Origin of the sequence: Prochlorococcus marinus XMU1408, assembly GCF_003208055.1 — a bacterium.
Lineage (GTDB): Bacteria > Cyanobacteriota > Cyanobacteriia > PCC-6307 > Cyanobiaceae > Prochlorococcus_B > Prochlorococcus_B marinus_A.
Map to the genome: position 1 here is coordinate 57,267 of NZ_QJUE01000006.1, position 25,071 is coordinate 82,337.

The 25,071-nt window shown below is 35.9% G+C and carries 24 protein-coding genes, 1 tRNA gene and 1 other RNA gene; 9 read left to right on the top strand and 17 right to left on the bottom strand.

The window, feature by feature from the left end:
• Nucleotides 1-7: 7 nt before the first annotated feature.
• Entirely contained in the window at nucleotides 8-640 is a 633-nt protein-coding gene (locus tag DNJ73_RS08805; protein ID WP_158467338.1) for a histidine phosphotransferase, read from the bottom strand.
• Between the two features lie 162 nt (nucleotides 641-802).
• A complete protein-coding gene (purM, locus tag DNJ73_RS08810; protein ID WP_158467339.1) occupies nucleotides 803-1,843 on the bottom strand; it encodes a phosphoribosylformylglycinamidine cyclo-ligase in 1,041 nt (346 codons plus the stop codon).
• 123 nt (nucleotides 1,844-1,966) lie between these two features.
• On the opposite strand from purM, the gene DNJ73_RS08815 reads away from it, so the two are divergent.
• The gene (locus tag DNJ73_RS08815) at nucleotides 1,967-3,517 is read left to right on the top strand and encodes a bifunctional pantoate--beta-alanine ligase/(d)CMP kinase (protein ID WP_158467340.1); all 1,551 of its coding nucleotides are present in this window, start codon (nucleotides 1,967-1,969) and stop codon (nucleotides 3,515-3,517) included.
• Here the strand turns inward: DNJ73_RS08815 and DNJ73_RS08820 are convergent.
• From DNJ73_RS08820 to DNJ73_RS08835, 4 genes are all read right to left on the bottom strand, one after another.
• A complete protein-coding gene (locus DNJ73_RS08820) occupies nucleotides 3,507-3,980 on the bottom strand; it encodes a low molecular weight protein-tyrosine-phosphatase (protein ID WP_158467341.1) in 474 nt (157 codons plus the stop codon). The genes DNJ73_RS08815 and DNJ73_RS08820 overlap by 11 nt on opposite strands.
• 19 nt (nucleotides 3,981-3,999) lie before the next feature.
• Nucleotides 4,000-4,776: a phycoerythrobilin:ferredoxin oxidoreductase gene (locus tag DNJ73_RS08825; protein ID WP_158467342.1), complete on the bottom strand. Its 777-nt coding sequence runs from the start codon at nucleotides 4,774-4,776 to the stop codon at nucleotides 4,000-4,002.
• A gap of 7 nt (nucleotides 4,777-4,783) precedes the next feature.
• Complete coding sequence (locus DNJ73_RS08830) at nucleotides 4,784-5,506, bottom strand: 15,16-dihydrobiliverdin:ferredoxin oxidoreductase (RefSeq protein WP_158467343.1); 723 nt, start codon at nucleotides 5,504-5,506, stop codon at nucleotides 4,784-4,786.
• A 136-nt stretch (nucleotides 5,507-5,642) separates the two neighbouring features.
• Nucleotides 5,643-6,350: a heme oxygenase (biliverdin-producing) gene (locus DNJ73_RS08835; protein ID WP_158467345.1), complete on the bottom strand. Its 708-nt coding sequence runs from the start codon at nucleotides 6,348-6,350 to the stop codon at nucleotides 5,643-5,645.
• Between the two features lie 79 nt (nucleotides 6,351-6,429).
• On the opposite strand from DNJ73_RS08835, the gene DNJ73_RS08840 reads away from it, so the two are divergent.
• Nucleotides 6,430-7,854 carry an NADP-dependent isocitrate dehydrogenase gene (locus tag DNJ73_RS08840; protein WP_158467346.1) on the top strand — a complete coding sequence of 475 codons (1,425 nt, stop codon included), beginning with the start codon at nucleotides 6,430-6,432 and terminating at the stop codon, nucleotides 7,852-7,854.
• 28 nt (nucleotides 7,855-7,882) lie between these two features.
• On the opposite strand, the gene DNJ73_RS08845 is transcribed toward DNJ73_RS08840, so the two are convergent.
• From DNJ73_RS08845 to DNJ73_RS08865, 5 genes are all read right to left on the bottom strand, one after another.
• Nucleotides 7,883-9,235 carry a four-carbon acid sugar kinase family protein gene (locus DNJ73_RS08845; RefSeq protein ID WP_158467347.1) on the bottom strand — a complete coding sequence of 451 codons (1,353 nt, stop codon included), beginning with the start codon at nucleotides 9,233-9,235 and terminating at the stop codon, nucleotides 7,883-7,885.
• Between the two features lie 30 nt (nucleotides 9,236-9,265).
• Entirely contained in the window at nucleotides 9,266-10,450 is a 1,185-nt protein-coding gene (locus DNJ73_RS08850) for an alpha-hydroxy acid oxidase (RefSeq protein ID WP_158467348.1), read from the bottom strand.
• A 146-nt stretch (nucleotides 10,451-10,596) separates the two neighbouring features.
• Nucleotides 10,597-11,454, bottom strand: a complete 858-nt coding sequence (locus DNJ73_RS08855) for a galactose mutarotase (RefSeq protein WP_158467349.1) — start codon at nucleotides 11,452-11,454, stop codon at nucleotides 10,597-10,599.
• 3 nt (nucleotides 11,455-11,457) lie between these two features.
• Entirely contained in the window at nucleotides 11,458-12,369 is a 912-nt protein-coding gene (locus DNJ73_RS08860) for an alpha/beta fold hydrolase (protein WP_158467350.1), read from the bottom strand.
• A 118-nt stretch (nucleotides 12,370-12,487) separates the two neighbouring features.
• Nucleotides 12,488-13,861: a cation:proton antiporter gene (locus DNJ73_RS08865; protein WP_158467351.1), complete on the bottom strand. Its 1,374-nt coding sequence runs from the start codon at nucleotides 13,859-13,861 to the stop codon at nucleotides 12,488-12,490.
• Nucleotides 13,862-14,025: 164 nt separating this feature from the next.
• Between DNJ73_RS08865 and DNJ73_RS08870 the strand changes: the two genes are divergently transcribed.
• Nucleotides 14,026-16,545, top strand: a complete 2,520-nt coding sequence (locus tag DNJ73_RS08870; protein ID WP_158467352.1) for a glycogen/starch/alpha-glucan phosphorylase — start codon at nucleotides 14,026-14,028, stop codon at nucleotides 16,543-16,545.
• Between the two features lie 4 nt (nucleotides 16,546-16,549).
• Here the strand turns inward: DNJ73_RS08870 and DNJ73_RS08875 are convergent, their stop codons facing one another.
• The 3 genes from DNJ73_RS08875 to DNJ73_RS08885 all read right to left on the bottom strand — a co-directional run bounded on the left by DNJ73_RS08875 (nucleotide 16,550) and on the right by DNJ73_RS08885 (nucleotide 17,551).
• Entirely contained in the window at nucleotides 16,550-17,002 is a 453-nt protein-coding gene (locus DNJ73_RS08875) for a hypothetical protein (RefSeq protein ID WP_187152641.1), read from the bottom strand.
• Nucleotides 17,003-17,038: 36 nt separating this feature from the next.
• Nucleotides 17,039-17,377 (bottom strand): hypothetical protein, encoded by a 339-nt coding sequence (locus tag DNJ73_RS08880; RefSeq protein WP_158467354.1) that lies wholly within the window; start codon nucleotides 17,375-17,377, stop codon nucleotides 17,039-17,041.
• 100 nt (nucleotides 17,378-17,477) lie between these two features.
• Nucleotides 17,478-17,551: transfer RNA gene (locus tag DNJ73_RS08885), tRNA-Arg, on the bottom strand.
• 35 nt (nucleotides 17,552-17,586) lie between these two features.
• Between DNJ73_RS08885 and rnpB the strand changes: the two genes are divergently transcribed.
• Together rnpB and rnc are read left to right on the top strand one after the other, a co-directional pair.
• An RNA gene (gene rnpB, locus DNJ73_RS08890) (RNase P RNA component class A) lies at nucleotides 17,587-17,989 on the top strand.
• A 74-nt stretch (nucleotides 17,990-18,063) separates the two neighbouring features.
• Nucleotides 18,064-18,807, top strand: a complete 744-nt coding sequence (rnc, locus tag DNJ73_RS08895; RefSeq protein WP_158467355.1) for a ribonuclease III — start codon at nucleotides 18,064-18,066, stop codon at nucleotides 18,805-18,807.
• Nucleotides 18,808-18,830: 23 nt separating this feature from the next.
• Here rnc and DNJ73_RS08900 read toward each other — a convergent pair whose 3' ends face one another.
• Complete coding sequence (locus DNJ73_RS08900) at nucleotides 18,831-19,016, bottom strand: NAD(P)H dehydrogenase subunit NdhS (protein WP_158467356.1); 186 nt, start codon at nucleotides 19,014-19,016, stop codon at nucleotides 18,831-18,833.
• A 47-nt stretch (nucleotides 19,017-19,063) separates the two neighbouring features.
• Here DNJ73_RS08900 and rimM point away from each other — a divergent pair, with 47 nt between their 5' ends.
• Both rimM and DNJ73_RS08910 read left to right on the top strand, forming a co-directional pair.
• Nucleotides 19,064-19,594: a ribosome maturation factor RimM gene (gene rimM / locus DNJ73_RS08905; RefSeq protein WP_158467357.1), complete on the top strand. Its 531-nt coding sequence runs from the start codon at nucleotides 19,064-19,066 to the stop codon at nucleotides 19,592-19,594.
• Between the two features lie 57 nt (nucleotides 19,595-19,651).
• Nucleotides 19,652-21,097, top strand: coding sequence for a mannose-1-phosphate guanylyltransferase/mannose-6-phosphate isomerase (locus DNJ73_RS08910; protein ID WP_158467358.1), 1,446 nt, complete (start codon nucleotides 19,652-19,654; stop codon nucleotides 21,095-21,097).
• 71 nt (nucleotides 21,098-21,168) lie between these two features.
• On the opposite strand, the gene glmS is transcribed toward DNJ73_RS08910, so the two are convergent.
• Nucleotides 21,169-23,073, bottom strand: a complete 1,905-nt coding sequence (glmS, locus tag DNJ73_RS08915) for a glutamine--fructose-6-phosphate transaminase (isomerizing) (RefSeq protein WP_158467359.1) — start codon at nucleotides 23,071-23,073, stop codon at nucleotides 21,169-21,171.
• Nucleotides 23,074-23,145: 72 nt separating this feature from the next.
• The gene (psaC, locus tag DNJ73_RS08920) at nucleotides 23,146-23,391 is read right to left on the bottom strand and encodes a photosystem I iron-sulfur center protein PsaC (protein WP_011295528.1); all 246 of its coding nucleotides are present in this window, start codon (nucleotides 23,389-23,391) and stop codon (nucleotides 23,146-23,148) included.
• Nucleotides 23,392-23,526: 135 nt separating this feature from the next.
• Between psaC and acpP the strand changes: the two genes are divergently transcribed.
• The gene (gene acpP / locus DNJ73_RS08925; protein WP_158467360.1) at nucleotides 23,527-23,769 is read left to right on the top strand and encodes an acyl carrier protein; all 243 of its coding nucleotides are present in this window, start codon (nucleotides 23,527-23,529) and stop codon (nucleotides 23,767-23,769) included.
• A gap of 7 nt (nucleotides 23,770-23,776) precedes the next feature.
• Entirely contained in the window at nucleotides 23,777-25,024 is a 1,248-nt protein-coding gene (fabF, locus tag DNJ73_RS08930; protein WP_158467411.1) for a beta-ketoacyl-ACP synthase II, read from the top strand.
• The last annotated feature ends 47 nt before the right edge of the window (nucleotides 25,025-25,071 follow it).

A 25,071-nucleotide genomic window follows, 5' to 3' on the forward strand; every position in this document is an offset into this window, starting at 1 on the left:
TAAAAATTCAAGTATCAGGACTGACAATCACTTTCATTGAATCTGAGGAAGTTGGAAGACTAATCACTTTTGCTGGTGGAATAGGCTGTGAATTTGTATTTTTTTCAATTATTTCTTTTTCAGGCTCTTTTTCATCTTTAGCACAAGCTTCTAATGCTTCTCGCAACAAAGAGTCAAAGGTTGCACCTGGCAATCTATGCCTAGCGACCTCAAGGAATGTGAGTGGTAAAGACTCTGAAGCCGCATCTTTTAATGCAGGATTATTTTTTCTATGTTCTTGTTCGTCCTGAATGGCTCGTATAAATCTGAGAGTTACTTCATGCTTAGTCGAAGCTTTTATCAAAGTATCGTTATCTCTTTGCCCATTAGTTGCTTCTTGTTCAAGGTCATTAATTCTACTCTCTAAACTTGTTAGCACTTCATCAGCTTCTTTCCCAATGTGTGAAAGTTGTCCGTCAGACAAATTTGGTAAATCCGCTACATAGACTTTTCCATGATCTCTAAGGGTTAAGAAAGTTGGTCTTGGGCCACCATTCTGTCGCATTCCCGAATCTACTTGACCTCCTAAAGGCCTTTTAGGAGGTGTTGGACCTGCAGAACTTCTCCTACGCGTTAGACGCTGTTGATTTTCAAAAGGCATAGAGCTAATTAAGATCTAACTTCGCATTACCCGAACTAATATCCGGCTTGCGTTTTTTTTACATCTTACTGTTTTTTTTCCGTTATAGAAAATCTTTTTTAACCTTCATTTAATTTGTTCAAAAACTTTACTTCAGAATTTTATAAAATTACGCTTAAAGCCTCACAAAGGTATTCCTAAAATCTCGAGATTGTTTGAATTATTCTGACTTTCAACAACTTGACCTATTTCCCAAGCTTCAAAACCATTTTTAATACATATTTCTAAAGCAGAGTTCACTTTATTTTTAGAGATAATTAAACAAAAACCGATCCCCATATTAAAAGTATTCCAAAGATCAATTTCAGGAATATCTCCAGTATTTTTTAACCAATTAAAGATTTCAGGTATTTCCCAAGTAGTTATATTTATATGTGGTGATAATCCGGAAGGAAAAATTCTAGGGAGATTCTCTGGCAAACCTCCACCTGTGATGTGAGTCATTCCATGAATTGGTAAATTTTCTCTCAACAATTGCTCAACAAGTTGAACATATATTGCGGTTGGTTCCAGCAAAGCTTGCAGCAAGTTCCTTTTGTTTTTCCCATAAAGAGTATTTTCATTCACATTAGCCATGGAAAGAACTTTACGAACAAGACTAAAACCATTGCTATGAACACCATTACTTTTAATCCCAATAATCTTATCTTCACAATTAATTTGCGTGCCATCTATTAAGTGATGATTTTCAACGATCCCAACACAAAAACCTGCTAGATCATATCTTCCACTTGGATAAAAACCTGGCATTTCAGCAGTTTCGCCTCCCAAGAGAGAACAATTCGATTGAGTACAGCCAGCTGCGATCCCCTCTATTACTTCAGCCAAAGCATCAGGAGTCAAAGTTCCACTTGCTATGTAATCAAGAAAGAATAAAGGTCGAGCACCATTTGTTATTACGTCATTGACGCACATTGCGACTAAGTCTATTCCAACACCAAAATGACAACCACATTGCTGAGCTAATTCTAATTTTGTACCAACACCATCTGTCCCTGATACCAAAACTGGACTTTCATAACCTTTTGGAATTCTTATACATCCTCCAAAACCTCCTAACCCCCCTATGACCTCACTTCTATGAGTTTTTTCAACGCATGATTTAATTCTCTCCACAAAGGCTCTTCCAGCAGTAACATCAACTCCCGCAGTTTTGTAATCCATCAGTAAAAAGCTTTCTTATTCAAAAGATATGAACCCTAATATGAAATCCATATGGGATCAGTATGCAATCAACCTATTTCATTTCAATCATAAGTTGATGAAATTAATTTATTTACCAACATAGTGGTACAAAAAATCTTCCAAACTAATGCTGAATTAAAAGATTGGCTTAGTGAACAAAATTCAGCAATAATTTTCATCCCAACAATGGGAGGACTTCACCCTGGCCATCAATATTTAATTGAGAAAGCAAAAGCAAGAAAAACAAAACCAAACCAAATTATTCTTGTAAGTATTTTTATAAATCCATTACAATTTGGAAAAAATGAAGACTTCAAAAAATATCCCAGGAACATAAGCAAAGATGCTGAATTAGCTTTTAATGCTGGGGCAGATGCAATTTGGACTCCAGATTATTTTGAAGTATTTCCTGGGGGAGAAAATTCACATTTTAAAATTCAAGTTCCTCAAACATTAAACAATCAACTATGTGGGGCTGAGAGACCAGGGCATTTTGATGGAGTTGCTACAGTTATTATTCGTCTCGTCAAAATCATCAGACCAGAGAAACTAATCCTAGGAGAAAAAGACTGGCAACAATTGATTATCATTAGAAGGCTATTTCAAGAACTATCTATACCTATAAAAATTGAATCCTATTCCACACAAAGAGACCAAAGTGGATTTGCTTATAGTTCAAGGAATTCTTATCTGAGCGATTCTGAAAGATTAAATGCTCAATCATTACCAAGTGCAATCAAAGTAGCAAAAACAGAATTTGAGAAAGAGAAAATAATAAATCTCAAGAAAATAGCTTCTATACTTAAAGAAAATCATTTACAAATTGAATACCTAAAAGTCGTAGATCCATTTTCATTAAAAGAAACAGAAAATATAAATGGTCTGTGCCTTTTAGCAGCAGCAGTAAAATGTGGATCCACAAGGCTAATTGATCACACTTTTCTTATGCAACGAAAACCAATTATTGCAATTGATGGGCCAGCCGGTGCAGGTAAAAGCACAGTAACTAAAGCATTTGCCAAAAGACTTGGTTTCATTTATTTAGATACTGGCGCAATGTATCGAGCGGTGACTTGGTTAATAATAAGCAATTCGATTAATCCAAGTGATCAAGCGCAAATCAAAAATATCTTGAAAGATTCAAAATTAGAATTTCAAAGCTCAAACTTTGTTGACCAAAAAATATTAATAAATAATATTGACGTAACAGAGAAGATACGATCCCCAGAGGTGACTTCAAGGGTTTCTGAAATTGCCAAACAACAATTTGTAAGAGAGTTACTCACAAAACAACAACAAGTAATTGGAGAGGGTGGAGGTTTAGTTGCTGAAGGAAGAGACATTGGCACAGCTGTATTTCCAGATGCAGATGTAAAAATCTTTCTAACAGCTACTCCAAAAGAAAGAGCAAAACGAAGATCTATTGATTTAGAAAAAAGGGGTTATGAATACTCAAGTATTGAAGATCTTGAAAAAGAAATTGAAGAAAGAGACAAGCAAGATAGTGAAAGAGAAATCGCCCCCTTAAAAAAAGCTCATGATGCTGTAGAGCTTTGTACTGATGGAATGAACATTGAAAAAGTTTTAGAAGAACTAACTTATATTTTCAGATCAAAGATTCCAGAAGAGGTATGGGCTACACCTAATCTATAAGACTATCTATTAATTCATCTATAGCATCATTCAATAAATCTAGAACCTGTTCAAAGCCGTTCTGTCCACCATAATAAGGATCAGGGACTTCTTCTAATTGAGAGTTTTTTGAATAACTTAAAATCAGCTTTATTTTAGAATTTACTGGATTCATATCATCTTTAGTTAATGATTTAACAGCATCAAGATTATCTTTATCCATAACAAGAATTTGATCAAATTCATATAAATCATTTTCCTCTATTTGTCTTGACCTACTTGTCAGCTCTATTCCTCTAGATAATGCTGTTGCACGCATTCTTTTATCAGGAAGGTTTCCGACATGCCAACTACCAGTACCTGCGGAATCAACGACAAACAATTTTTCTAAATCTCGTTCTTTAATTTTTTGATTAAAAATTCCTTCAGCTGCAGGAGAACGACAAATATTTCCCAAACAAACAAAGAGAATTTTTTGAACCATTTTTTTTCTTTACTTTATTTTATTTTAGGTCAAAAAGAATGTTATTTATATAGTTTTCAGTCCATTGCTCACCAAAAAAGCCTCTTAACATCCCTCTTGCAGGATCTTTTTCCGCTCGATATCGCATATATTTTTTCTGACCATTTAACAATTTAAAAGATCTTTCCTTAGAAATCATCTTTGCATCTCTAACTAAGTCTAAGAAACAATTCAAGTATTCATCAAAAGCAGGTTTAATTATCTGACTAATTAATTTGTCACCTTCATCTCCTAATGGAATCCTAGACCAAAGAAAAGCTGGAGAAAAGTATTGTCTAGCCTCAGAAGGAATATCACCTCCTGACGGAAGTTTAGATTGCCATTTAGCATGTATTGGTATTAATTTATCCCAAACATATTGAGTATGCTTTGCATCATCTTTTAAAGCAGGTTGAAGATCTAATGCAATAAGATGTCCATTTGGAAGTGTTACAAAATCAGCTCCAAAAAAAGGTAGATCATAATTATTTAACGGTGAAGCGACCAAATTCATGACGGAAGTGATTTCACCTGCTTGCAGGCAAGCACATCTAGCCTTTCGTATTTTTTCCGTCTTTAAACCCCATGTTTCCAAAATAACTTTTTTAGGATTAGAACTTGAACCAATCTCAGATTTTCTAAAAAGAAAATCATTTTCTATAGGATAAAATCTAGGCTGAAAAATAGAAAAGCCCTTAATAGTTTCATCTAAGAAATAAGACCAGCGCCAATTAGAAATTGAAATAGGCTCAAGACTATTATTTCGGTTGCTTTGCATTTAAAGACTAAAATAAAGAATTATTATTTTCTTGGCTTAATGGAAATAAAAACTCTTGCATATATTTTTCAGACCATTCTTTACCAAAAAAACCAGAAAATAAACTATGAGCAGGATCTTTTTCAGAACTGTATTTATCATAATCTATATGCAATAAACTGACCTCTTTAGATTTAATATAATTTTTATTAGCTTTAGATAAATCAAGATTTACCCAATAACATTTAAGAAAAGAGCTAAAAACCTTTGGTAAAATATTCTCTACTTCAAAATTACCACCTTTGCAAAATAGAGCCCATGGAGAAAAGTATTTACTTGGATCATATATATTACTGTTCATATCATAATTAAATTCATTAAAGTATTGTTTGAGGCTTTTTAAACCATCAAAGTATCTATCAAAATATTCTTTATCTTGTACAAGAGGCTGAAAATCAAGAATAGCAACTAGCTTTTTAGTTTTTTCAAACCACAAAAGATCAATACCCATAATTGGCATATCATTTTGATCATTAGGATAAGCAACTGAATTTAATACTTGAAGACGATCCCCTGCGTCCAATCTAGTCACTCTCCATCTTCGAAATTCTGGAACATCCCATAACCAGCTATTCAGTTTGCAATTACCGTTTTTAGAAACACGTTCACAAAATTCATTCGGAACAATCAAGTTTTTACCACCATGTTCAAGAATATTTGTTGTTAATTCACTTAAAAGATCATCAAACATATACTGTCATCTCCTTAGAAAATTTAATACTTTACTCACACTTAAAGTGATGAAATCAGTTAAAAACAATAAATTCAAAACTTTTGCACTATCTTAATAGATATTGAGCAATGGCTTTGTCCAAGTATGGATTTCATTACTCTGTACTACCTTTTCGCTTTTTGCTTGCAAAAAATCTAAATAAAACTTTTCCTATCGCTGCAATTAAATTTCCTTCCAATTCATTGAAAATATCCATATTATATTTAAAAGATCTATTAGCCTCTTCAATAATTGAATCTGCTATCTTTTGATCTATCGGAAGATTATCCAAAGTATTTCGATACTTAATTTTAAATTCTTTTTCATCTCTGATTTCCTCAAAAATATAAAAGCTCAGTCCCTCATCACCTGGAAGATTCATGGCTTTTTTAGTGATAGTTTTCAAAAGCTGTCCGCCAGACAAATCACCTATATATCTACTGTAATGATGCCCAATTAAAAGTTCAGGGTTATCTTTAGCAATTTCTCTAATTCTTGCTTCATATTCAACAGCTGGCTTAGAGGGTTTTACCAATTCAGACCACTGACTACCAAAGTAGAACGACAGGTCTTGTTCCAATTTTTCCTTCCTAAAAAGCTCTTTAAATCCAATCGGAGAAATTATCGGATGTGAGTTTTCACAAAGTTTTTCTATCTCTTCCTCCATCGCAGAGTAAACAAAATATAAATCAGCTAATAAATTTCTGTATGAGGACTTATCAACTACTCCCTTGAGAAAACAACTTATAAAACCTGTATTTTCAGCCATCGTATGAGACTTTTTAGTCCCTTCACGAAGTTGCCTAGCCAAGGCTACTGCCATGAGTTCAAAATCATTTAATCAAAACTTACCACTTAGACATAAGCTCAACATTAGATCTATTAATCGCTGAATAAAAATTATGGAAAATTTTGAAAAGCTTACTGCCCCATCCGAAGGCCAAAGAATTACTTTTGCTGATGGAAACCCAGTTGTTCCAGACCATCCAATTATTCCATTTATCAGAGGTGATGGAACAGGTATAGATATTTGGCCTGCTACACAATTAGTAATCGATAAAGCTATAGAAAAAGCTTATGGAAACAATCGATCCATTGAATGGTTCAAAATTTATGCAGGTGATGAAGCTTGCGACTTATATGGAACTTATCAATACTTACCGAACGATACTCTTGAGGCGATACGAACTTACGGGATAGCAATCAAAGGACCTTTAACCACACCTGTAGGGGGAGGAATTAGATCTTTAAACGTATCTCTAAGGCAAATTTTTGATTTATATTCATGCGTTAGACCATGCAAATATTATGAAGGGACTCCAAGCCCTCATAAAAAGCCGCAAGATTTAGATGTAATTGTATATCGTGAAAATACTGAAGATATATACATGGGCATTGAATGGGAATCTGATGATCCCGAATGCATAAAATTGATTGATCAACTCAATAATGAAATAATTCCAGCTAGCCAAAAATTAAAAAACAGGAAAATTCCTAACGGATCAGGAATAGGAATTAAACCAGTTAGCAAAAGTGGTAGTCAAAGACATATCAGACGAGCAATTAAACATGCTCTCAAGCTTGAGGGGAACAAAAGACATGTGACCTTGGTTCATAAGGGAAACATCATGAAATTTACTGAAGGAGCTTTTAGAGATTGGGGATACGATTTAGCAACCACGGAATTTAGGAATGAATGCGTAACCGAGAGAGAAAGTTGGATTTTAGATAATGTAGACAAAAATCCTCGAATCACACACGAGGAGAATGCTGAATTAATTGATCCAGGTTATGCCTCTTTAACGGAAGAAAAAAAGAAAGCTATTTGTGATGAGGTTTCTTCAGTTCTTACAAGCATTGGGAATAGTCATGGCAATGGAAAATGGAAAAGTATGGTGATGGTTGATGACCGAATAGCAGATAGTATTTTTCAACAAATTCAAACTCGTCCTCAAGAGTATTCCATACTTGCAACTCTCAATCTAAATGGTGATTACATATCCGATGCGGCGGCGGCAATTGTTGGTGGTTTGGGGATGGCACCAGGAGCAAACATTGGAGATAAAGCGGCTATTTTCGAAGCCACTCATGGAACAGCTCCAAAGCATGCAGGCTTGGACAGAATCAATCCAGGTTCAGTAATACTTAGTGGAGTAATGATGTTGGAATATTTAGGTTGGAATGAGGCAGCAAAATTAATTACAAATGGATTGAGCAAATCTATTTCAGATAAACAAGTTACTTACGATCTGGCAAGATTAATGGAACCACGCGTAGAGCCGCTTAGTTGTAGTGATTTTGCTAAATCAATTGTTGAAAGATTCTAATTAAATATTATTTAGAGTCTTTCAAAAATTAAGAATTTGACTCCATTAATCTAAATGATTCTAAAAGTGTGTTCTCATTGCCTAGGTTACCTGGGAAAGTAACTACTGGTAAATTATATTGATCAGAATTACTTGTTACTATTGACAACCCTGGTAATATTTGGCCTTTTAAATCTACATGATTAAAATTTAATCCTTTTTGTAGTAAAAGTTGTGTTGTAATACCTCCTTTACTAATAATGTAACCCAACTTACTAGTTTTTTTCCTAACTAGAATTGCCATAAACTCTGCAAGTTCAAGTCCAAACTTCATTCTTATAGAGTTAGATGAAAATTTTTTCTCTTCTCGAGTTGTATATAAAACAGGTATTTTTTTATTATCAAAAATATTATCTATTTTGGATAATAAAATGGCCTCCAATTCTAAAATTTCCTGTTGACCATCTTTCATAGCAAATATATCCGCTAATTTGCTGACAGGTATTTCCAAACCTTCACAGGAATTATCTTTCAATAAAACCTCTAATTGATCTGTTGCTAATTGCACATGAGAACCAACAATTATCAAACCTGGCTTATATTCAAACTCATTATTTTTTGATTTTAAAGATACTAAATCTGCAGGACTTTTATAATTAGGTGGTAAGCCTGATAGAGAATTGATAAAGCTTGCTGCTGTTCTAAAAAGAAATCTTTTTTCTTGAGAAACCACTTTAATAGCCTTAGCCAGTGTTTCTAAATGGCGGGGTAATTTAGCATCCACAACTACGGAAATATTGTTTTCTAATTTAGATAAAAAGCTTAAAAGAGATTTAAAACCGTCTTCATTATTAAAAGCCATATCTAATTGTTTGATTTCAACGTGCAAGATATTTTCAGCCTGTATCTCTCCCAAACTTTTTTCTTCAATCCATTTAGCTAAATCACTAGTAGAAAATCCAAAAATTTTATCACGGCCAAAATCAGTCTTATGAACTGGTATTCCATTTAGATAATGAATACCGTTTTCAGTTGTTCTTCCACCTTCCAAAAAAGCTGGAATGTGAAATGTTGCATGAAATGGTCCTAATTCTTCCGCAAGAATTGCAGGCTCCAAAACGCCATGACCACGTAATGTTGAATCACCTCTACTAATATAAAAATAATCATCTTTGGAATATCCTTGTCTTAAAAAAAACTTCTTAATAGATGAGCATATTTCTCTCGTTTTCTTCACAGCCAAAACTGAAGATAAAGATCTTGTGTTCGCAAGGATAAATATTAAAGGCGAAGATTTTGTAAAAGCTTTCTCTAGAGTTTGTTCATCCCAGTTTAATAATAATGGGCATCCATAAACAGTTTGAGATCCAGTTGGATCATCATCAAAAATAATTATTTTCATGAAAAGTTAATCTATTGTTTTTTCAACTTTTTATTCGAATCTCTCCCAACTTTCAGGAACTTGAATATAAGATTTATTTAAATCGGCAACAGACGCACATCCCAATAGTTTCATGGTTCTAACTATATCTGTTTGAAGAATTTCTATAGCTCTAGCAACGCCTTCCCCCCCTGCAGCAGCAAGTCCATATGCATAGGCTCTACCTATCAAAACTCCTTTCGCGCCAAGACATAATGCTTTAACGATATCACTACCCCTGCGAATACCTCCGTCTATCAAAACATCTATTTTCCCATCTACTGCAGCTAAAATTTCGGGAAGAACACGTATCGTAGGAGCAACACTATCAAGTTGCCTTGCTCCATGGTTAGAAATAACGATCGCATCAGCTCCTAACTCTGCCGCTTTTTTGGCGTCATCACCTATATGTATACCCTTAACAATAATTTTTCCACCCCACGCCTCGCGTATCCATTGAAGATCCTCCCAAGTAACAACCGATTGTTCTAAAGCAGGTCCAATTGCCGTGTATCCCATAGGGCCATCATCAAGTTGAACATTTGGAAAACTCATTAAACCGCCATCACTTAACCATTGAGTCATCCAGCATGGTTTTACTAATATTTGGGGAATATAAGGAAGCATCTCAAAAGGATTCATAGATAAAAGCTGTTGAGTTCCTGATCGCATATCTCTTTCCCTTAAACCAGACACAGGCGTATCAATAGTTACAACTATTGCCGAGAATCCAGCTTCTTTAGCTCTAGCAATTGTTTTTAAGGCGACTTCTTTACCACCCAGTAAATAAAGCTGATACCAAGCTGGACCGGTAGTAGCAGCTTTAACATCTTCTAGCAAACAACCTGAGAGAGTCGACAAAGTATATCCAGTTCCTGCTTTCCCTGCCTCTCTAGCTGCAACCACTTCTCCCTGGGGATAAAACATTCTGCTGCTACCTACTGGTCCTAACAAAAAAGGAAGTTGAAATTTCTGATCTAAAATAGATATTCCAAGATCACACGAGGGAACAGAGACTGCACATCTAGGTCTAAATAAAATTTCATTATATGCGTTGCAATTTTGTGCAAGTGTTTGTTCTCTATCAGCACCACTATCTATATAGTTAAAAACCATTGCCGGTAGACGTTTTTGGGCTCTAGACCTGAGGTCATCAATATTTAGTACGCCTGGAGAGGAAACATCTGCTCCTAACATTATTCATCACAAATTCATGAATGATGAATCTATTATATATTGATCATAGATGCAAAAACGAACAAAATATTGAAATACTTGTAATACAAAAAGTTATTAATTAAATTTAATTAGTTACAGATTATACTCATCAAAAACTTAAATAACTAAAAAGAATTATGCTTAAAAGTGGTAAATAATTCTACATATTCTTCTGATTTAATTTCAAGTTTTCTATCTCCAGTAACCAATGAATTCCTTGGGCTAGTCCAGGGCTCAAGACAAACCATTTGTCTAGGTGGATCAGTCCATATTACTGTTGTATCCATTGGCTCTTGATGAATTAATTCAATTAAATTTCTAGACAAACAATCGAAAAGTTTCACCGAACGAGAAGGGTAACAAAGAAAATCAACTCCTTTATCTAAAATTTTTATTTGGTCAGAGGCATTAGTAACTTTCATATTAGTTTGATCAATGCATTTTTCAGGCAACCCATCTATCTTTATTTTTTTTGTATTTGATACATGGAAATATGGATGCAAGCCAAAACTAAAAGGCATAGAATCTTGACTCTGATTATAAACCTTTACAGATATTTGAAGACTTTTTTCTTTCAAGCAAACATCCATCAATAGAGTAAAGAAGAAAGGAAAACAAGAACGTGAATCTTTTGTATCACTTAGTTTTAGCCTAATTCCTAATTCATCTTTTAATAAATCAATTGACCAAGGTAAATCTCTTGCGAAACCATGCTGTTTTAAAGAATGCTTCTTACCACCAATTAAATAGCTCTCAGATAAATCACCGCATATGGGGAATAGGATAGGTATTCCACCTCTGACACTTTTATCTTTATCTAAAAAACGCTCTAAATCAAAGTACAACAGTTCTTTCCCTTCGCTTTGCCATTCAGTAATCAATCCACCTCTCTCAGGGACAATTCTTATTAGTGAATCGAAATCAGAGTCTGAATATTCCCAGTGAGGATAAGGGTTTGTTTTCTTTAAGAAACTGACAGTCATTGATCAAAGCTGATCAATCCATTCTAAAAGAGCGGAATTAACCTGATCAGGAACTTCATCATGTGGACAATGACCAGCATCTAAAATAACTTCTTTTGTATTTTCAGGAGTGTGTTTTTTGTAAGTAGCTCTTTTACCAGGTGCATTCATCCAAGGATCTCGATTACCCCAAAGTAACAGCAATGGGGACTTCAACTGAGCGAATAACTCATCAAGTGGTCTTCCCTGGGGGCCAGCAGGATCAAAAACACTTTTGAAGACGTTAAAAGCACCTTTATCCAAAGAGGGTTTTCGGATGGCTTCCACTAGCTCATCATCAACGTTTGAGGTATCAATATAAACTTGATTCAAAGTACGTTTAATTGTTGAAGGCTGTCTAAGATTTTCAAAAATAATCCTTTGCAATAAAGCATTTTTTAGAAAGATTCCCGCAACAGTCTTTCTGGCTGTAGCCCAAAATCCTGTGGTTGTTTTTTTATCCTCACTAAAATAACCAGCAGCATTTAATAAAACAACACCTGCTGCATCAGCACCTAAATCAGCACCACTAGCAAGCGCGGCATATCCTCCTAGGGAGTTACCAACAAGTATTGTTGGTCGCCCAATCTTCTCTTTAACATATGAGACAATCTGATCTTTCCACAGAGGACCTCCATAGGCAAGACCACCAGGTTTAGAACTTTTACCAAAGCCAAGAAGATCTAGAGCATGAACTTCATACTGTTCTCCAAGTACTGGTAAGTTATGCCGCCAATGTGTTGTAGATGCACCAAAACCGTGAATTAAAAGAATTGCTGGTCCTTTTTCTTTATCAGTTTTATTTTTATGATCTTCGGGAATAATGCTCAAGCTATGAACAGAATGACCTAAGAATTTCCAATCAGAAAGATTTTTTTCTATTACTGAGGAAACCATTTAAGAATAGACTGACATTGATAGATCCTAGTAAATCATTGATACAAATAGATTAGTGATTTTATTTCGTTTTTTCGAAATTTCCTCACCTTTTTGAAAAAGAATTTTCAAATTTTTTCTAAACTAACCCAACTGGATCAGCTGCGACCTCGTCAGGAATAGAATTTCCACCTGAAGGGGGTTTATCTTTCAAAACCACTCTAAGTAAAACAGGCGCTAAAAAAGTAGTTCCAATAACCATTAACAATATTGCTGCCTCTAGAGAAGGGGTAAGCAAACCAGCACTTGTCCCTAATCCTAAAAATATTAATCCGACCTCACCTCGAGGCATCATTCCCAAGCCAACTACCAATCGATTTGTTGGTTTATCAATGACAAAGGACCAACCAGCCGCAATCTTTCCAACAATTGCCACAATAAATAAGAACCCAGCAACAATAAGAGCAGATCGACTCTCAGGATCAAGAGGATTGATTACTGACAGATCCATACCTGCTCCAACAAGAACAAAGAAAATTGTTGCGAACAGCGATACCAAAGGCAAAACAGATTGTTGAATTGCATGATTATTTTTTGAACTACTTAGTATCAATCCGGCTGCGAAAGCACCCAAAGCAGCTTCTAGACCAATAGCAGTAGCAACAAAACAGCTTAGAACTAAAATCACGAACGAAGCTACAACAACAGCTCCAGGAGCTTTAAGTCTTTCAAGCAACCAATCAAAGGCTGGAGCTGCTGTTCTACTCAAAGCAATTGCAGCAATAACAAAAACTGTTGCAGCTAGTACTAATTTGACAATGGGAGCAATTTGCAAAGATCCTCCCGTAGCAAGTGCAACTACAACGGCAAGAATTACAATTCCAAGTATGTCATCTAGTACTGCAGCGCCAATAACAATTTGACCCTCGCGAGTTTTTAAATATCCAAGTTCACCAAAGACACTCGCAGTAATACCTATACTTGTAGCAGTCATAGATGCACCAGCAAATATCGCAGGAATGATATCTACTTGGAAAATAAACATTAATCCAAAAGTTCCAAAAGCAAATGGCAAAATCACTCCTGCCATTGCAACAGTGAACGCCTGTGCTCCAACTGCTACAAGTTCCTCTAATTCACTTTCCAGACCGGTAAGAAATAACAACGCATAAAGCCCTAATGTTGCTACGGCTTGTAATGATGGAAAAGTTTCAAAATAAATATCTGGGACTGCTTCTTTAGGTACTGAAGCAAGAGTACTTATTAGAGATACAAAACCTTGATTTAATTCGGCATGAGCACTTGGTGGCAGTAATAGATGTAAACCTGAAGCACCAATTAAAACACCTGCAAGAAGCTCTCCGACAATTGTGGGTAAACTAAGCCGAACTAAGATTTCCGCCAAAGTCCTTGCAGCGACAAAAATCATCAAGAAATTAATGACACCTATTAAAGTTTCCGCGACCTCAACATCATGTGTATTTAGTGCTGAGACTAGAGGAGTTAATACCATCAGGTTTTTTAGAAAAGCCTTTTCTTTAAAACATAAATTACCTAATCACAGGGCATATTTGGCTTAAGTATCAAAGGTGACTTAATTAATATGGTGTGGATCTGAAGTTACTAACAGATTACTAAGAATATATTCGCTAGCGTCCAGAAACATTTGATGCCCTTATGAGCAGCTCCCAGTCAATAGATCTGCGTCTGCCCACCCCAGGATGCTATGCCGATCCTGTTAGGGCTGGCATGGATGCCGATGCAGTCTTCGATGGAATGACTGAACATCTCTTTTTCACACTAGGAAAACTCGCTACATCAGCCAGTCTTAGAGATCTGTACATGGCTTTGAGCTTTGCTGTTAGAGATAGGTTGATGAGTAGATATTTAACCAGTCAGGAAACAATTCGAGCTAGACCACAAAAAACCGTCGCTTACCTTTCTGCTGAATTTCTGATCGGACCACAACTAAACAATAACTTATTAAATCTAGGAATAAAAAAAGAAGCAGAAGAAGCTCTCAAAAGGTTTGGGATTGAATCTCTTAATGACTTATTGGAAGTAGAAGAAGAACCTGGGCTTGGTAATGGAGGTTTAGGGAGACTCGCAGCCTGCTATATGGAATCACTTGCAAGTCTTCAGGTCCCTGCAGTGGGGTATGGAATAAGGTACGAATTTGGTATTTTCAACCAATTAATTAGAGATGGTTGGCAGGTAGAAGTTACTGATAAATGGCTAAAGGGAGGGTGGCCCTGGGAATTACCACAACCTGATGAAGCTTGCTTAGTCGGTTTTGGTGGACAAACAGAGAGTTATACCGATGACAACGGTAACTATCGCTCTCGATGGATCCCCAGCGAACATGCAATAGGTGTACCACATGATGTTCCTGTTCTTGGTTACAGAGTCAATAGCTGTGATCGCCTTCGATTATGGAGAGCTGATGCAACAGAAAGTTTTGATTTCTACGCTTTCAATATAGGAGATTACTACGGTGCTGTTGAAGAGAAAGTAGCTTCAGAAACTCTCTCTAAAGTTCTTTATCCCAATGATGGAACTGATGAAGGAAGAAGATTGCGCTTAAAGCAACAACACTTCTTTGTAAGTTGTTCCTTACAGGATATGCTTCGAAGTTTAGAAAAGCGATCTATTGCTGTTGAGGAGTTTCCAAATCATTGGACAGTTCAACTTAATGACACTCATCCAGCAATTGCAGTAGCAGAGTTAATGAGACTATTAATTGATCAACATAGATTGGATTGGGATAAAGCCTGGGAAATCACCAATAGATCTGTTGCCTATACAAATCACACTTTGTTACCCGAGGCTTTAGAAAAATGGGATCTGAGCCTATTTAGAAATTTATTACCTAGACATTTAGAACTTATTTATGAAATCAATAGACGATTCTTGCAACAAGTAAGGCTTAAGTATCCAGGTAACGATGTGATTTTAAGGAAACTTTCAATTATTGATGAAGATGGTGGAAAAGCTATTCGAATGGCACATTTAGCGACAATTGGAGCTCATCATGTAAATGGAGTAGCTGCACTACATTCAGATTTAATCAAGAGACAATTATTACCTGAATTTGCAGAGCTTTGGCCTGAAAAATTTACTAACGTAACTAATGGAGTTACTCCACGCAGATGGGTTGCTTTAGCAAATCCTGAACTTTCTAAACTTCTTGACAAAGAAATTGGTCCTAATTGGATTACCAATATGGATCTATTACGTGAGTTAGAAAAAAAAGAAAATGATTCTAATTTTCTAGATCTTTTTGCTTCTGCGAAGCTTTCTGGCAAACGGAAATTAGCTGGTTATATTCACAGACAAACTGGAGTTCTTGTAGATCCATCGAGTTTATTTGATGTTCAAGTCAAAAGAATTCACCAATACAAAAGACAGCACTTAAATGCTTTGCAAGTTATTGCACAATATCTAAGAATAAAAAATGGAATAACCAAAAACATTGCACCACGCACGATAATTTTTGGTGGCAAAGCTGCGCCAGGTTATTTCATGGCAAAGTTAATGATTAGATTTATTAATGGAATAGCAGATGTAGTGAATGCTGACCCTGATATGGATGGATTACTAAGGGTTGTTTTTCTGCCTGACTACAATGTGAAATTGGGTGAACAAGTTTATCCCGCAACCGATCTTTCTGAGCAAATTTCAACAGCCGGTAAAGAAGCTTCAGGAACTGGAAATATGAAATTCGCCATGAATGGTGCTTTAACAATTGGAACACTTGATGGGGCAAACGTAGAAATCAGAGAAAGAGTGGGGGCAGAAAATTTCTTTTTGTTTGGAAAGACTGAATCAGAAATAATGGAATTAAGAGATCAAGGTTATTGCCCTAATAATTTTATTCAAGAATCCAATGAACTTCAAGAAACTCTTAAATTAATAGAAGTTGGTCATTTTAGTAACGGTGATAGTGAGCTGTTTAAACCAATAATTAATATTTTGACAGGTAATGATCCTTTCTTTGTTATGGCAGATTTTGATGACTACCTTCGTGCTCAAGATGAAGTTAGTCAAGCTTGGAAAAAGAGTCAGAAATGGAATCGCATGGCTTTACTAAATACTGCAAGATCGGGCTTTTTCTCTTCGGACAGATCCATTAGAGAATATTGTCAATCTATATGGAAAGTTAAACCTTTACCTGTTGAAATAAGTTGTGAAAAATAAGTTTCTATTTGTCAGGCAAATCTGGTGTTTGATGCAATAATCTATTCAATCTTAATCGATCAATATTTAATGGGTCTGGAGCTAATTCTCCAGAAATTTCTCTAAATTTATCTTCAATTTCTTCAGGAACTTTGACATCAAATATTCTTTCCATTAGAGCTTCAACCGAATATAGATGAGCATTAATATTCTCCAGATCAGAAATTACTTTTGTAAGAGATTTTTCTTTTTTCTCAATAGTTACCTGTCTAACAATTTCTTCAGGTTTATTGGATGAATTTGAATTCAGTTGCTTTTGTAAATCCTCTAAGACCCTGCCACATAAAGTTCTAAAAGACTGAAGAGCCGCCCAATTAATTTCTTGCTGTTGTCGCAGTGTTGGGAACTCTCGAATTAAACGGTCGTGTTCTCTATAAAACCTGAGGCAATCTGGACATTGGCATGGTTCTTCAGACACCTTCATTAAGGCAGCTTAAACCCATCATTGCATCTATTAGGCCGTCATAGGAGGCTCATCCTTAAAAGAGTCTTCTCCAGCATCATTTCCACCTAAATCAGAGCTTTCAGGTAAAGGTATTTCAATGCTCGAAACTACTTGAATTACATCACGCAATCTCATTGAATCCGCGAACCATCCCATTGCTTGTTCAGTATCACGCCTTCCCTCAGCATCATTAGCCTGATCCTCATGCGCCTCAGCTAGAAGTGTTAACCAACATAAACATCTAGCTTGCACAACTGATAAATCTAAATCATTTGGTTGCGATTCAGATATGTGTTCACTCTCTTGTTGAACAAGTAACCTTAAGCGAAGATCGTGAAGCTGGGCCATGTTGACTGATTCACTACACCAACGCTAGCGAGAGAGTAAGGATTTTGCACACCCACTACATATAGGACTAGATATTTTTATTTTTAATTCGCATTTAACACGGGGCTGGCGGGACTTGAACCCACGACCTACGGTTTAGGAAACCGTCGCTCTATCCAACTGAGCTACAGCCCCCTTTAATTAATTATGCCTTGAGGCATGATGGAGTTGAAAGCAGGGGAGGTAATCGCAATTGAACTTCAGCAAAAGCTGAAGAATTCTATTGAGGAAAGTCCGGGCTCCTATTTGGCCAAGCTTGCTGGGTAATTCCCAGTGCGGGTGACCGTGAGGATAGTGCCACAGAAATACACCGCCTAATGCTTCATGGGGAAATCCCAACAAGCATGGCAAGGGTGCAAAGGTGCGGTAAGAGCGCACCAGCAGCATCGAGAGGTGCTGGCTAGGTAAACCCCGGCCAGGAGCAAGGCGAGGAACATTGGATGGCCATAGACCAAGTTCCTAATGAGAGCCGCTTGAGGCTATCGGTAACGATAGTCCCAGATAGATGATTACCCATTCACTTTTTAAATAAAGAAGAATGAACAGAACCCGGCTTATGACCTGCTTTCACTTTCTTAATGTTCAATAAAGAAACTAGACTCAGAATTTTATTAATTTGTCAATTAAATCGTACGCCTTGAATAATTATGGAAATTTCAAATCAAAGAGTAGAAGAAATAATCAATTTTATCAAAAATTTAAATTTAGATAAAAAGTATCAAAAAGAATTTACTCATGAAAAAATCAAAAATCTTTCATACATTAATGAATCACTTACTCATAGTTCAGCAAATAATAAATTTAATTATGAAAATCTTGAATTTCTTGGTGATGCCGTCTTAAGACTCATTGCATCAGACTTCATAAAAAATCAATATCCTCATATGCAAGTTGGAGAAAGATCTGAACTTAGATCTCATCTTGTGAGTGACAAATGGCTAGAGCAGGTTGGGGAAAAAATAAATATTAAAAGCGTATTAATTATTGGCCCAAAAGCTCTTAGAGATAAATCAGCAAGCGCAACTATTCAAGCAGAAGCAACTGAGGCATTAATAGGAGCGTTATATGAAAGTATCAAAATTTTAGATCCTATTAAAAATTGGCTTAATCCATTCTGGGTAGATAAAAGTAAAAAAGTTTTAGCTGATCCTCACAAGCAAAACTACAAATCAGCCCTTCAGGAATGGACTCAAGCGAAAGGATTATCAATTCCCACTTACAAAACAATTGAAATCAATAAAAAGCACAATAATCCTAAGAGATTCTTTTGCACTGTTTACATTCAAAACATTTCAATAGCTGAAGGTTGGGGAAAGTCGATGAAACAAGCAGAGAAAGAAGCAGCTAATGAAGCATTAACTGCTGTAGAAAAGAATGTACTCAAGCTATAGTTAATGTCTCTTGAAAATAGTGATTAGCTTTTCAAAAGATCTTTCAAAGGTAAGGTGAGCAACTTATCCCAATTGCCTCCTTCAAAAAGCACTGCTGCTTTATCTCCACTTATTCTTTGAACAAATCCTACATAACCGTTATAAATTGACTCTTGATTGTTAACAGTGACTGTTGTACCAGGGAGAATCGGTTCTTTTAAATCAGTCATAATTGAGAATATTGAAATAAACTACTAGAAAAATTGTAATCATAAAAATGAACGAAAAAGATAAGTGGATTTCAATAGGTGAAATTGTTGCTCCCCAAGGTTTAAAAGGTGATGTTCGAATTAAACCTAGCAGCGACTTTCCAGAACGGTTTACCAAACCTGGAAAACGTTGGATTCAAAAAGCCAACGAATTGCCTATAGAAATCAAATTAATTAAAGGAACACTTATTCCCGGTAAAGCAATCTACGTAATTTCTATTGAAGGTGTATCAAGCAGGAGTTCAGCAGAAGAAATTATTGGTTGGAATTTAGTCGTCCCAGTTGATAGTAGACCATCTTTGAGAAATGATGAGTATCATTATTTCGATTTGATTGGTTTGGAAGCAAGAGAAGGGCCACAAAAGTCTTTAATTGGTCATGTCACTGACTTGATTAAAGGGGGTAATGACCTGCTAGAGATAGAGTTAGTAGAAGGTAAAAAAGTTTTGGTACCGTTTGTTAAAGAAATTGTGCCAGAAATAGAAATCAAAGAAAAATGGCTACTAATCAATCCACCTCCAGGTCTATTGGAACTTTAAATTCATCAAGATCTTTAATCTAATATACAAATATGAACAAAATTGTTCTTCAATGAGATGACTGATAACCCAATAATCCCAGTAATTCTTAGTGGTGGATCAGGAACAAGACTTTGGCCACTTTCAAGAGAAAGTTACCCAAAACAATTTTTAGCACTTGATTCAAGAACCAATAAAACTCTTTTGCAGAAAACATATGAAAGGCTTATTGGAATAGAGGGATTACAAAAGCCAATATTGATATGCAATGAAGATCACAGGTTTATAGTTGCAGAACAATTCAGAGAAATAAAAACAGATCCACAATCAATAATACTCGAACCCATTGGAAGAAATACTGCTCCAGCGATAGCAGTTGCAGCTCTTAAAGCAATTTCTTTAGGTAAAGATCCTTTACTATTAATTTTAGCGGCTGATCATTTAATAGAAAATATAATTGAATTTAAAAGAGTAATTCAATCCGCAAAAACTTATGCAAAACAGGGAAGATTAGTCACTTTTGGTATTGTGCCAACATGCGCAGAAACTGGTTACGGTTATATCGAAGCAAAAGAATCTACTCATGAAAAAGATACAATAAATGGTCTTGACATAAAAAATTTTATCGAGAAGCCAAATAAAGCTAAAGCTGAAGAATTAATCAAAGATGCACGTTATACATGGAATAGCGGTATGTTTCTTTTCAAAGCAAGTACTATAATCAATGAATTAGAGAAATTTGCACCAGAAATAATTAATTATTGCAAAATTTCTATTGAAAAAAATATAGTTGATCTTGATTTTCTACGATTAGAAGAAGAATCATTCAAAAAGTGTCCAAAGTTATCAATTGATATAGCTGTAATGGAAAAAACAAAATTAGGTACCGTTCTTCCTTTAAATGTTGGATGGAGCGATATTGGAAGTTGGAAATCATTATGGGATATTAGTCAAAAAAATAACGATGGAAATTATATAAATGGAAGAGTAGTAGCTGAAAAAAGTAAAAATTGTTATTTAAAAAGTGAACAGCGCTTAATAGTAGGTTTAGGGATAGAAAATCTAATAGTTGTAGATACAAATGATGCTATCTTAGTTGCAAATAGAGAACATTCTCAAAATATTGGAAATATCATTAAAAGTCTAGATTCATCTAATTTTCCAGAAGGTAAAATGCATAAAAAAATCTTTCGACCATGGGGGAATTACACTACAATTAGTGAAGGAAGTAGATGGCAAGTTAAGCTAATCGAAGTCAAGCCGAATGCTTCTCTTTCTTTACAAATGCATCATCATAGAGCAGAGCATTGGATTATAGTTAATGGAACTGCCTTAATTGAAAAGGATGGTGAAAAAGAACTTTTAAGTGAAAATCAAAGTACATTTATTCCCTTAGGTTGTAAGCACAGGTTAAGTAACCCAGGGTTAATGAAACTTGAACTTATAGAAGTACAAAGTGGTACTTATCTAGATGAAGATGATATCATTCGTTTTGAGGATTCTTATGGCAGAATAAAAAACTAAACTAATAATAAGTTCAAAGTTTAGTTATACAAAATTTCTAAAATTTTATTAGATATTTTTTAATTTTAGTTCTACTCAACAGTGACACTTTTAGCTAAATTTCTAGGCTGATCAACATCAAGGCCTTTATGCGCAGCTATGTGATAACTAAATAACTGTAAAGGTACAACGGTTAACAAAGGACTCACCCATTCACTAACTTTAGGAATAGAAAATAATTCATCAAACATTTCTGATTCTGGTCCACACGGCGCAACTCCTATTAGACGAGCATCTCTCGCCTTGGCCTCTTGTGAGTTACTCAGAACTTTTTCATAAACCACTCCTGGAACAGCAATTGATATTACTGGTACATGTTGATCTAACAGTGCTATGGGTCCATGCTTTAGCTCTCCAGCGGGATATCCTTGAGCATGGATATAACTTATTTCCTTAAGTTTGAGAGCACCTTCAAGAGCAATTGGGTAATTTATTCCTCGACCTAAGAAAATTACATCTTTTGTTTCAGCAAATAAATGTGCTATTTGCTTCGATAAAGCATCATGTTTTTTGATGAGGTCTGTTAATTGTTGAGGTACTAATCTCAAATCATTAGAAAGAGCTAGGATTTCTTGACTACTTCTTTTGTGATTATTAGACGCAAATAAAAGAGTCAATCCATAAAAAGAAAGCATCTGGCCTAGAAAAGTTTTTGTTGCAGCAACTCCTATTTCAATACCTGATCCGATATCAATAACATTCTCTAATTCACGAGCTAATGAGCTATCAAGTCTGTTAGTAATTCCCAATTGATGAAAAGAAAAATTAGCATCCTTAAAAGAATTTCTTCTTTCCTTTTCCATTCTCAATGCCGCTAAAGTGTCTGCTGTTTCTCCTGACTGACTAATTCCTATTGTCAAAGTATTAGGAGAAACTGGAGGGGGGGCATAACGAAATTCACTTGCGAAATAAACTTTAGTAGGAACTCCTGCAAACTGTTCCAGCAAATAGGCTCCAACCATCCCAGCATGTCTACTAGTACCACAGGCAAGAATTTGGATTTGCTCTATCTTCTCTACTAAAGATTTATCAATTGGCAAAGGAAATGAATTCTCCGATGACAAGTCCATAGGCAAATATCTATCTATCCATAATTGAGCTGTTTCTGGCTGCTCATAAATTTCTTTAAGCATAAAATGACGAAAATTTCTTTTATCCGCAAAAAGTTCAGTACCCTTTAAAAGCGATGGTGCTCTATGTTGTCTCATACCATCAGCATCATAAAGTTCAATTCCTAATGGAGTTAATAGAGCTATTTCATGATCTTTTAAAGGCAAAAATGTACGCGTAAATCCAACTAAAGCAGGGGTATCACTAGCACAAAAAAACTCGCCTTCACCAAAACCAAGAACTAATGGAGCTTGTCTTCTAGCAACTACCAAAGCATCAGGTGCCTTAGACCAAATTACTGCTATGGCATAAATACCCTCTAGTAAACAGAGAACCTTTTGAACAGCTTTTAATAATGTTTGTCCATTAGCATCCTGTCCTTTTTCTAAAAGATTTTCTATTTCTAAACCAATTAAATGTGGAATTATCTCCGTATCGGTTTCTGAGATAAATTTAATTCCCTTAGATTGAAGGCTTTTAGACAAATCCCTATGATTTTCGATAATACCGTTTTGAACTGCAGCAATTTGGCCTGTAAAATCAACATGAGGGTGAGCATTGATCTCATTAGGCTTTCCATGAGTAGCCCATCTAGTATGTCCAATCCCTAGGTGACCTTGTATTGGTTTTTTTTTAATTGAATTTGAAAGATTGATTAGCTTTCCTTTCGATTTTCTAACACTAAGTTTTCCAAATTGATCGTTCTTTGAATTTTGAATTGTTGCTAATCCAGCCGAATCATAACCTCTATATTCAAGTTTTCTTAGTCCATCAATAAGAATAGAGGAAACTTCTCTTGTTCCAATAACGCCAAATATTCCACACATGGTTTTAAATTGTTATCCCAAAATTATTTATATTTAACAATAAACCTTCGTTAAGAATAATAATAATTTTATTTAATATGCCAAACCCATACTTCTAGTTGTTTCATCTCCTAAATAAACCCTGATACTAAGGAAATCTGTTGGGCAAGCCGTTTCACAACGTTTACATCCAACACAATCTTCTGTCCTTGGAGATGAAGCTATCTGAGAAGCCTTACAGCCATCCCAGGGGACCATTTCAAGAACATCTAAAGGACAAGCCCTTACGCATTGGGTGCAGCCAATACAGGTGTCGTAGATTTTGACGGCGTGTGACAAATTTCTAACCCATATTTCCTTGATGTATAAAACTATACCTACGTTTCGCTACATAAAAAAAAATAGTTGCAATGCCGTCACTTTTGTTAACTCGACACTTGACCCCGTAGGATTGGAAGTCAGGTCTAAAAGGTTATGTCCCAGGAAGCAATCCTTGAAAAAGTTCGTTCTATCGTCGCAGAACAACTTAGCGTTGAAGCCGGTGAAGTAAAACCGGAATCAAATTTCCAAAACGATCTCGGAGCCGACTCTCTCGACACTGTCGAACTAGTCATGGCTCTCGAAGAAGCATTTGACATAGAGATCCCTGACGAGGCTGCAGAAGGCATTGCCACTGTCGGAGATGCAGTCAAATACATCGAAGACAAACAGTCTTGAGGTTTACATGATGGAGAAACTCCATCGAGTTGTTATTACTGGTCTTGGAGCCATAACACCAATTGGCAACGACCTCGAAAGTTACCTCGAAGGGCTTCAAAATGGGCGCAATGGGGTAGATCAAATAACACTCTTTGATGCATCATCTCATGCATGCAGATTTGCAGCAGAGGTGAAAAGTTTTGACCCAACTGGCAAATTAGAACCAAAAGAATCCAAAAGATGGGATCGTTTCTCAAAATTTGGTGTTATCGCAGCTAAAGAAGCCCTGAGAAATTCAGGTCTAAAGATTGACGATTCAAATTCTGCAAGAATTGGAGTAATTATTGGTTCTGGAGTTGGCGGTTTGCTGACTATGGAAACTCAAGCTCATGTTTTGAACAACAAAGGAGCTAGTCGAGTTAGTCCATTTACTGTTCCCATGATGATCCCCAACATGGCTACAGGCCTTGCTGCGATTGCACTGGGTGCCAAAGGGCCAAGTTCAGCAGTTTCAACTGCTTGTGCTGCGGGATCAAATGCAATTGGTGATGCTTTTAGACTTTTGCAATTAGGTAAAGCCGACGCAATGGTTTGCGGTGGAGCGGAAGCAAGTATCACGCCTTTAGGAGTTGCAGGTTTTGCAAGTGCTAAGGCGCTATCTTTTAGAAATGAAGATCCATCTACAGCTAGTAGACCATTTGATTCTCAAAGAGATGGGTTCGTAATTGGAGAAGGAGCTGGAGTATTAATTTTAGAAACTCTTGACCATGCATTAAAAAGAGACGCAACAATACATGCAGAAATAATTGGTTATGGAACCACATGTGATGCTCATCACATCACATCTCCTACCCCAGGTGGACTAGGAGGTGCAGAAGCCATGAAACTTGCATTAAATGATGGAAAAATCAATCCTGATCAAGTCGATTACATCAATGCTCATGGAACAAGTACTCCAGCAAATGACAGTAATGAAACTTCGGCAATTAAAACTGCATTAGGGAATCATGCATACCAAGTTCCCACTAGCTCAACAAAATCAATGACTGGTCATTTATTGGGAGGTTCAGGAGGAATAGAAGCCGTTGCTTGTGTTTTAGCAATAAAACATGAAATAATTCCGCCAACAATTAACTATTCCAATCCCGACCCAAATTGTGATCTTGATTATGTTCCCAACAAAGCAAGAGAAAAGAGATTAGGCGTCGTACTATCTAACTCTTTCGGGTTTGGCGGTCACAATGTCTGTCTAGCTTTTAGACAAATGATCTAATCAATTTCGTCTTAATTGTCCACTCAAAAATCTTTCCACTAAATAAA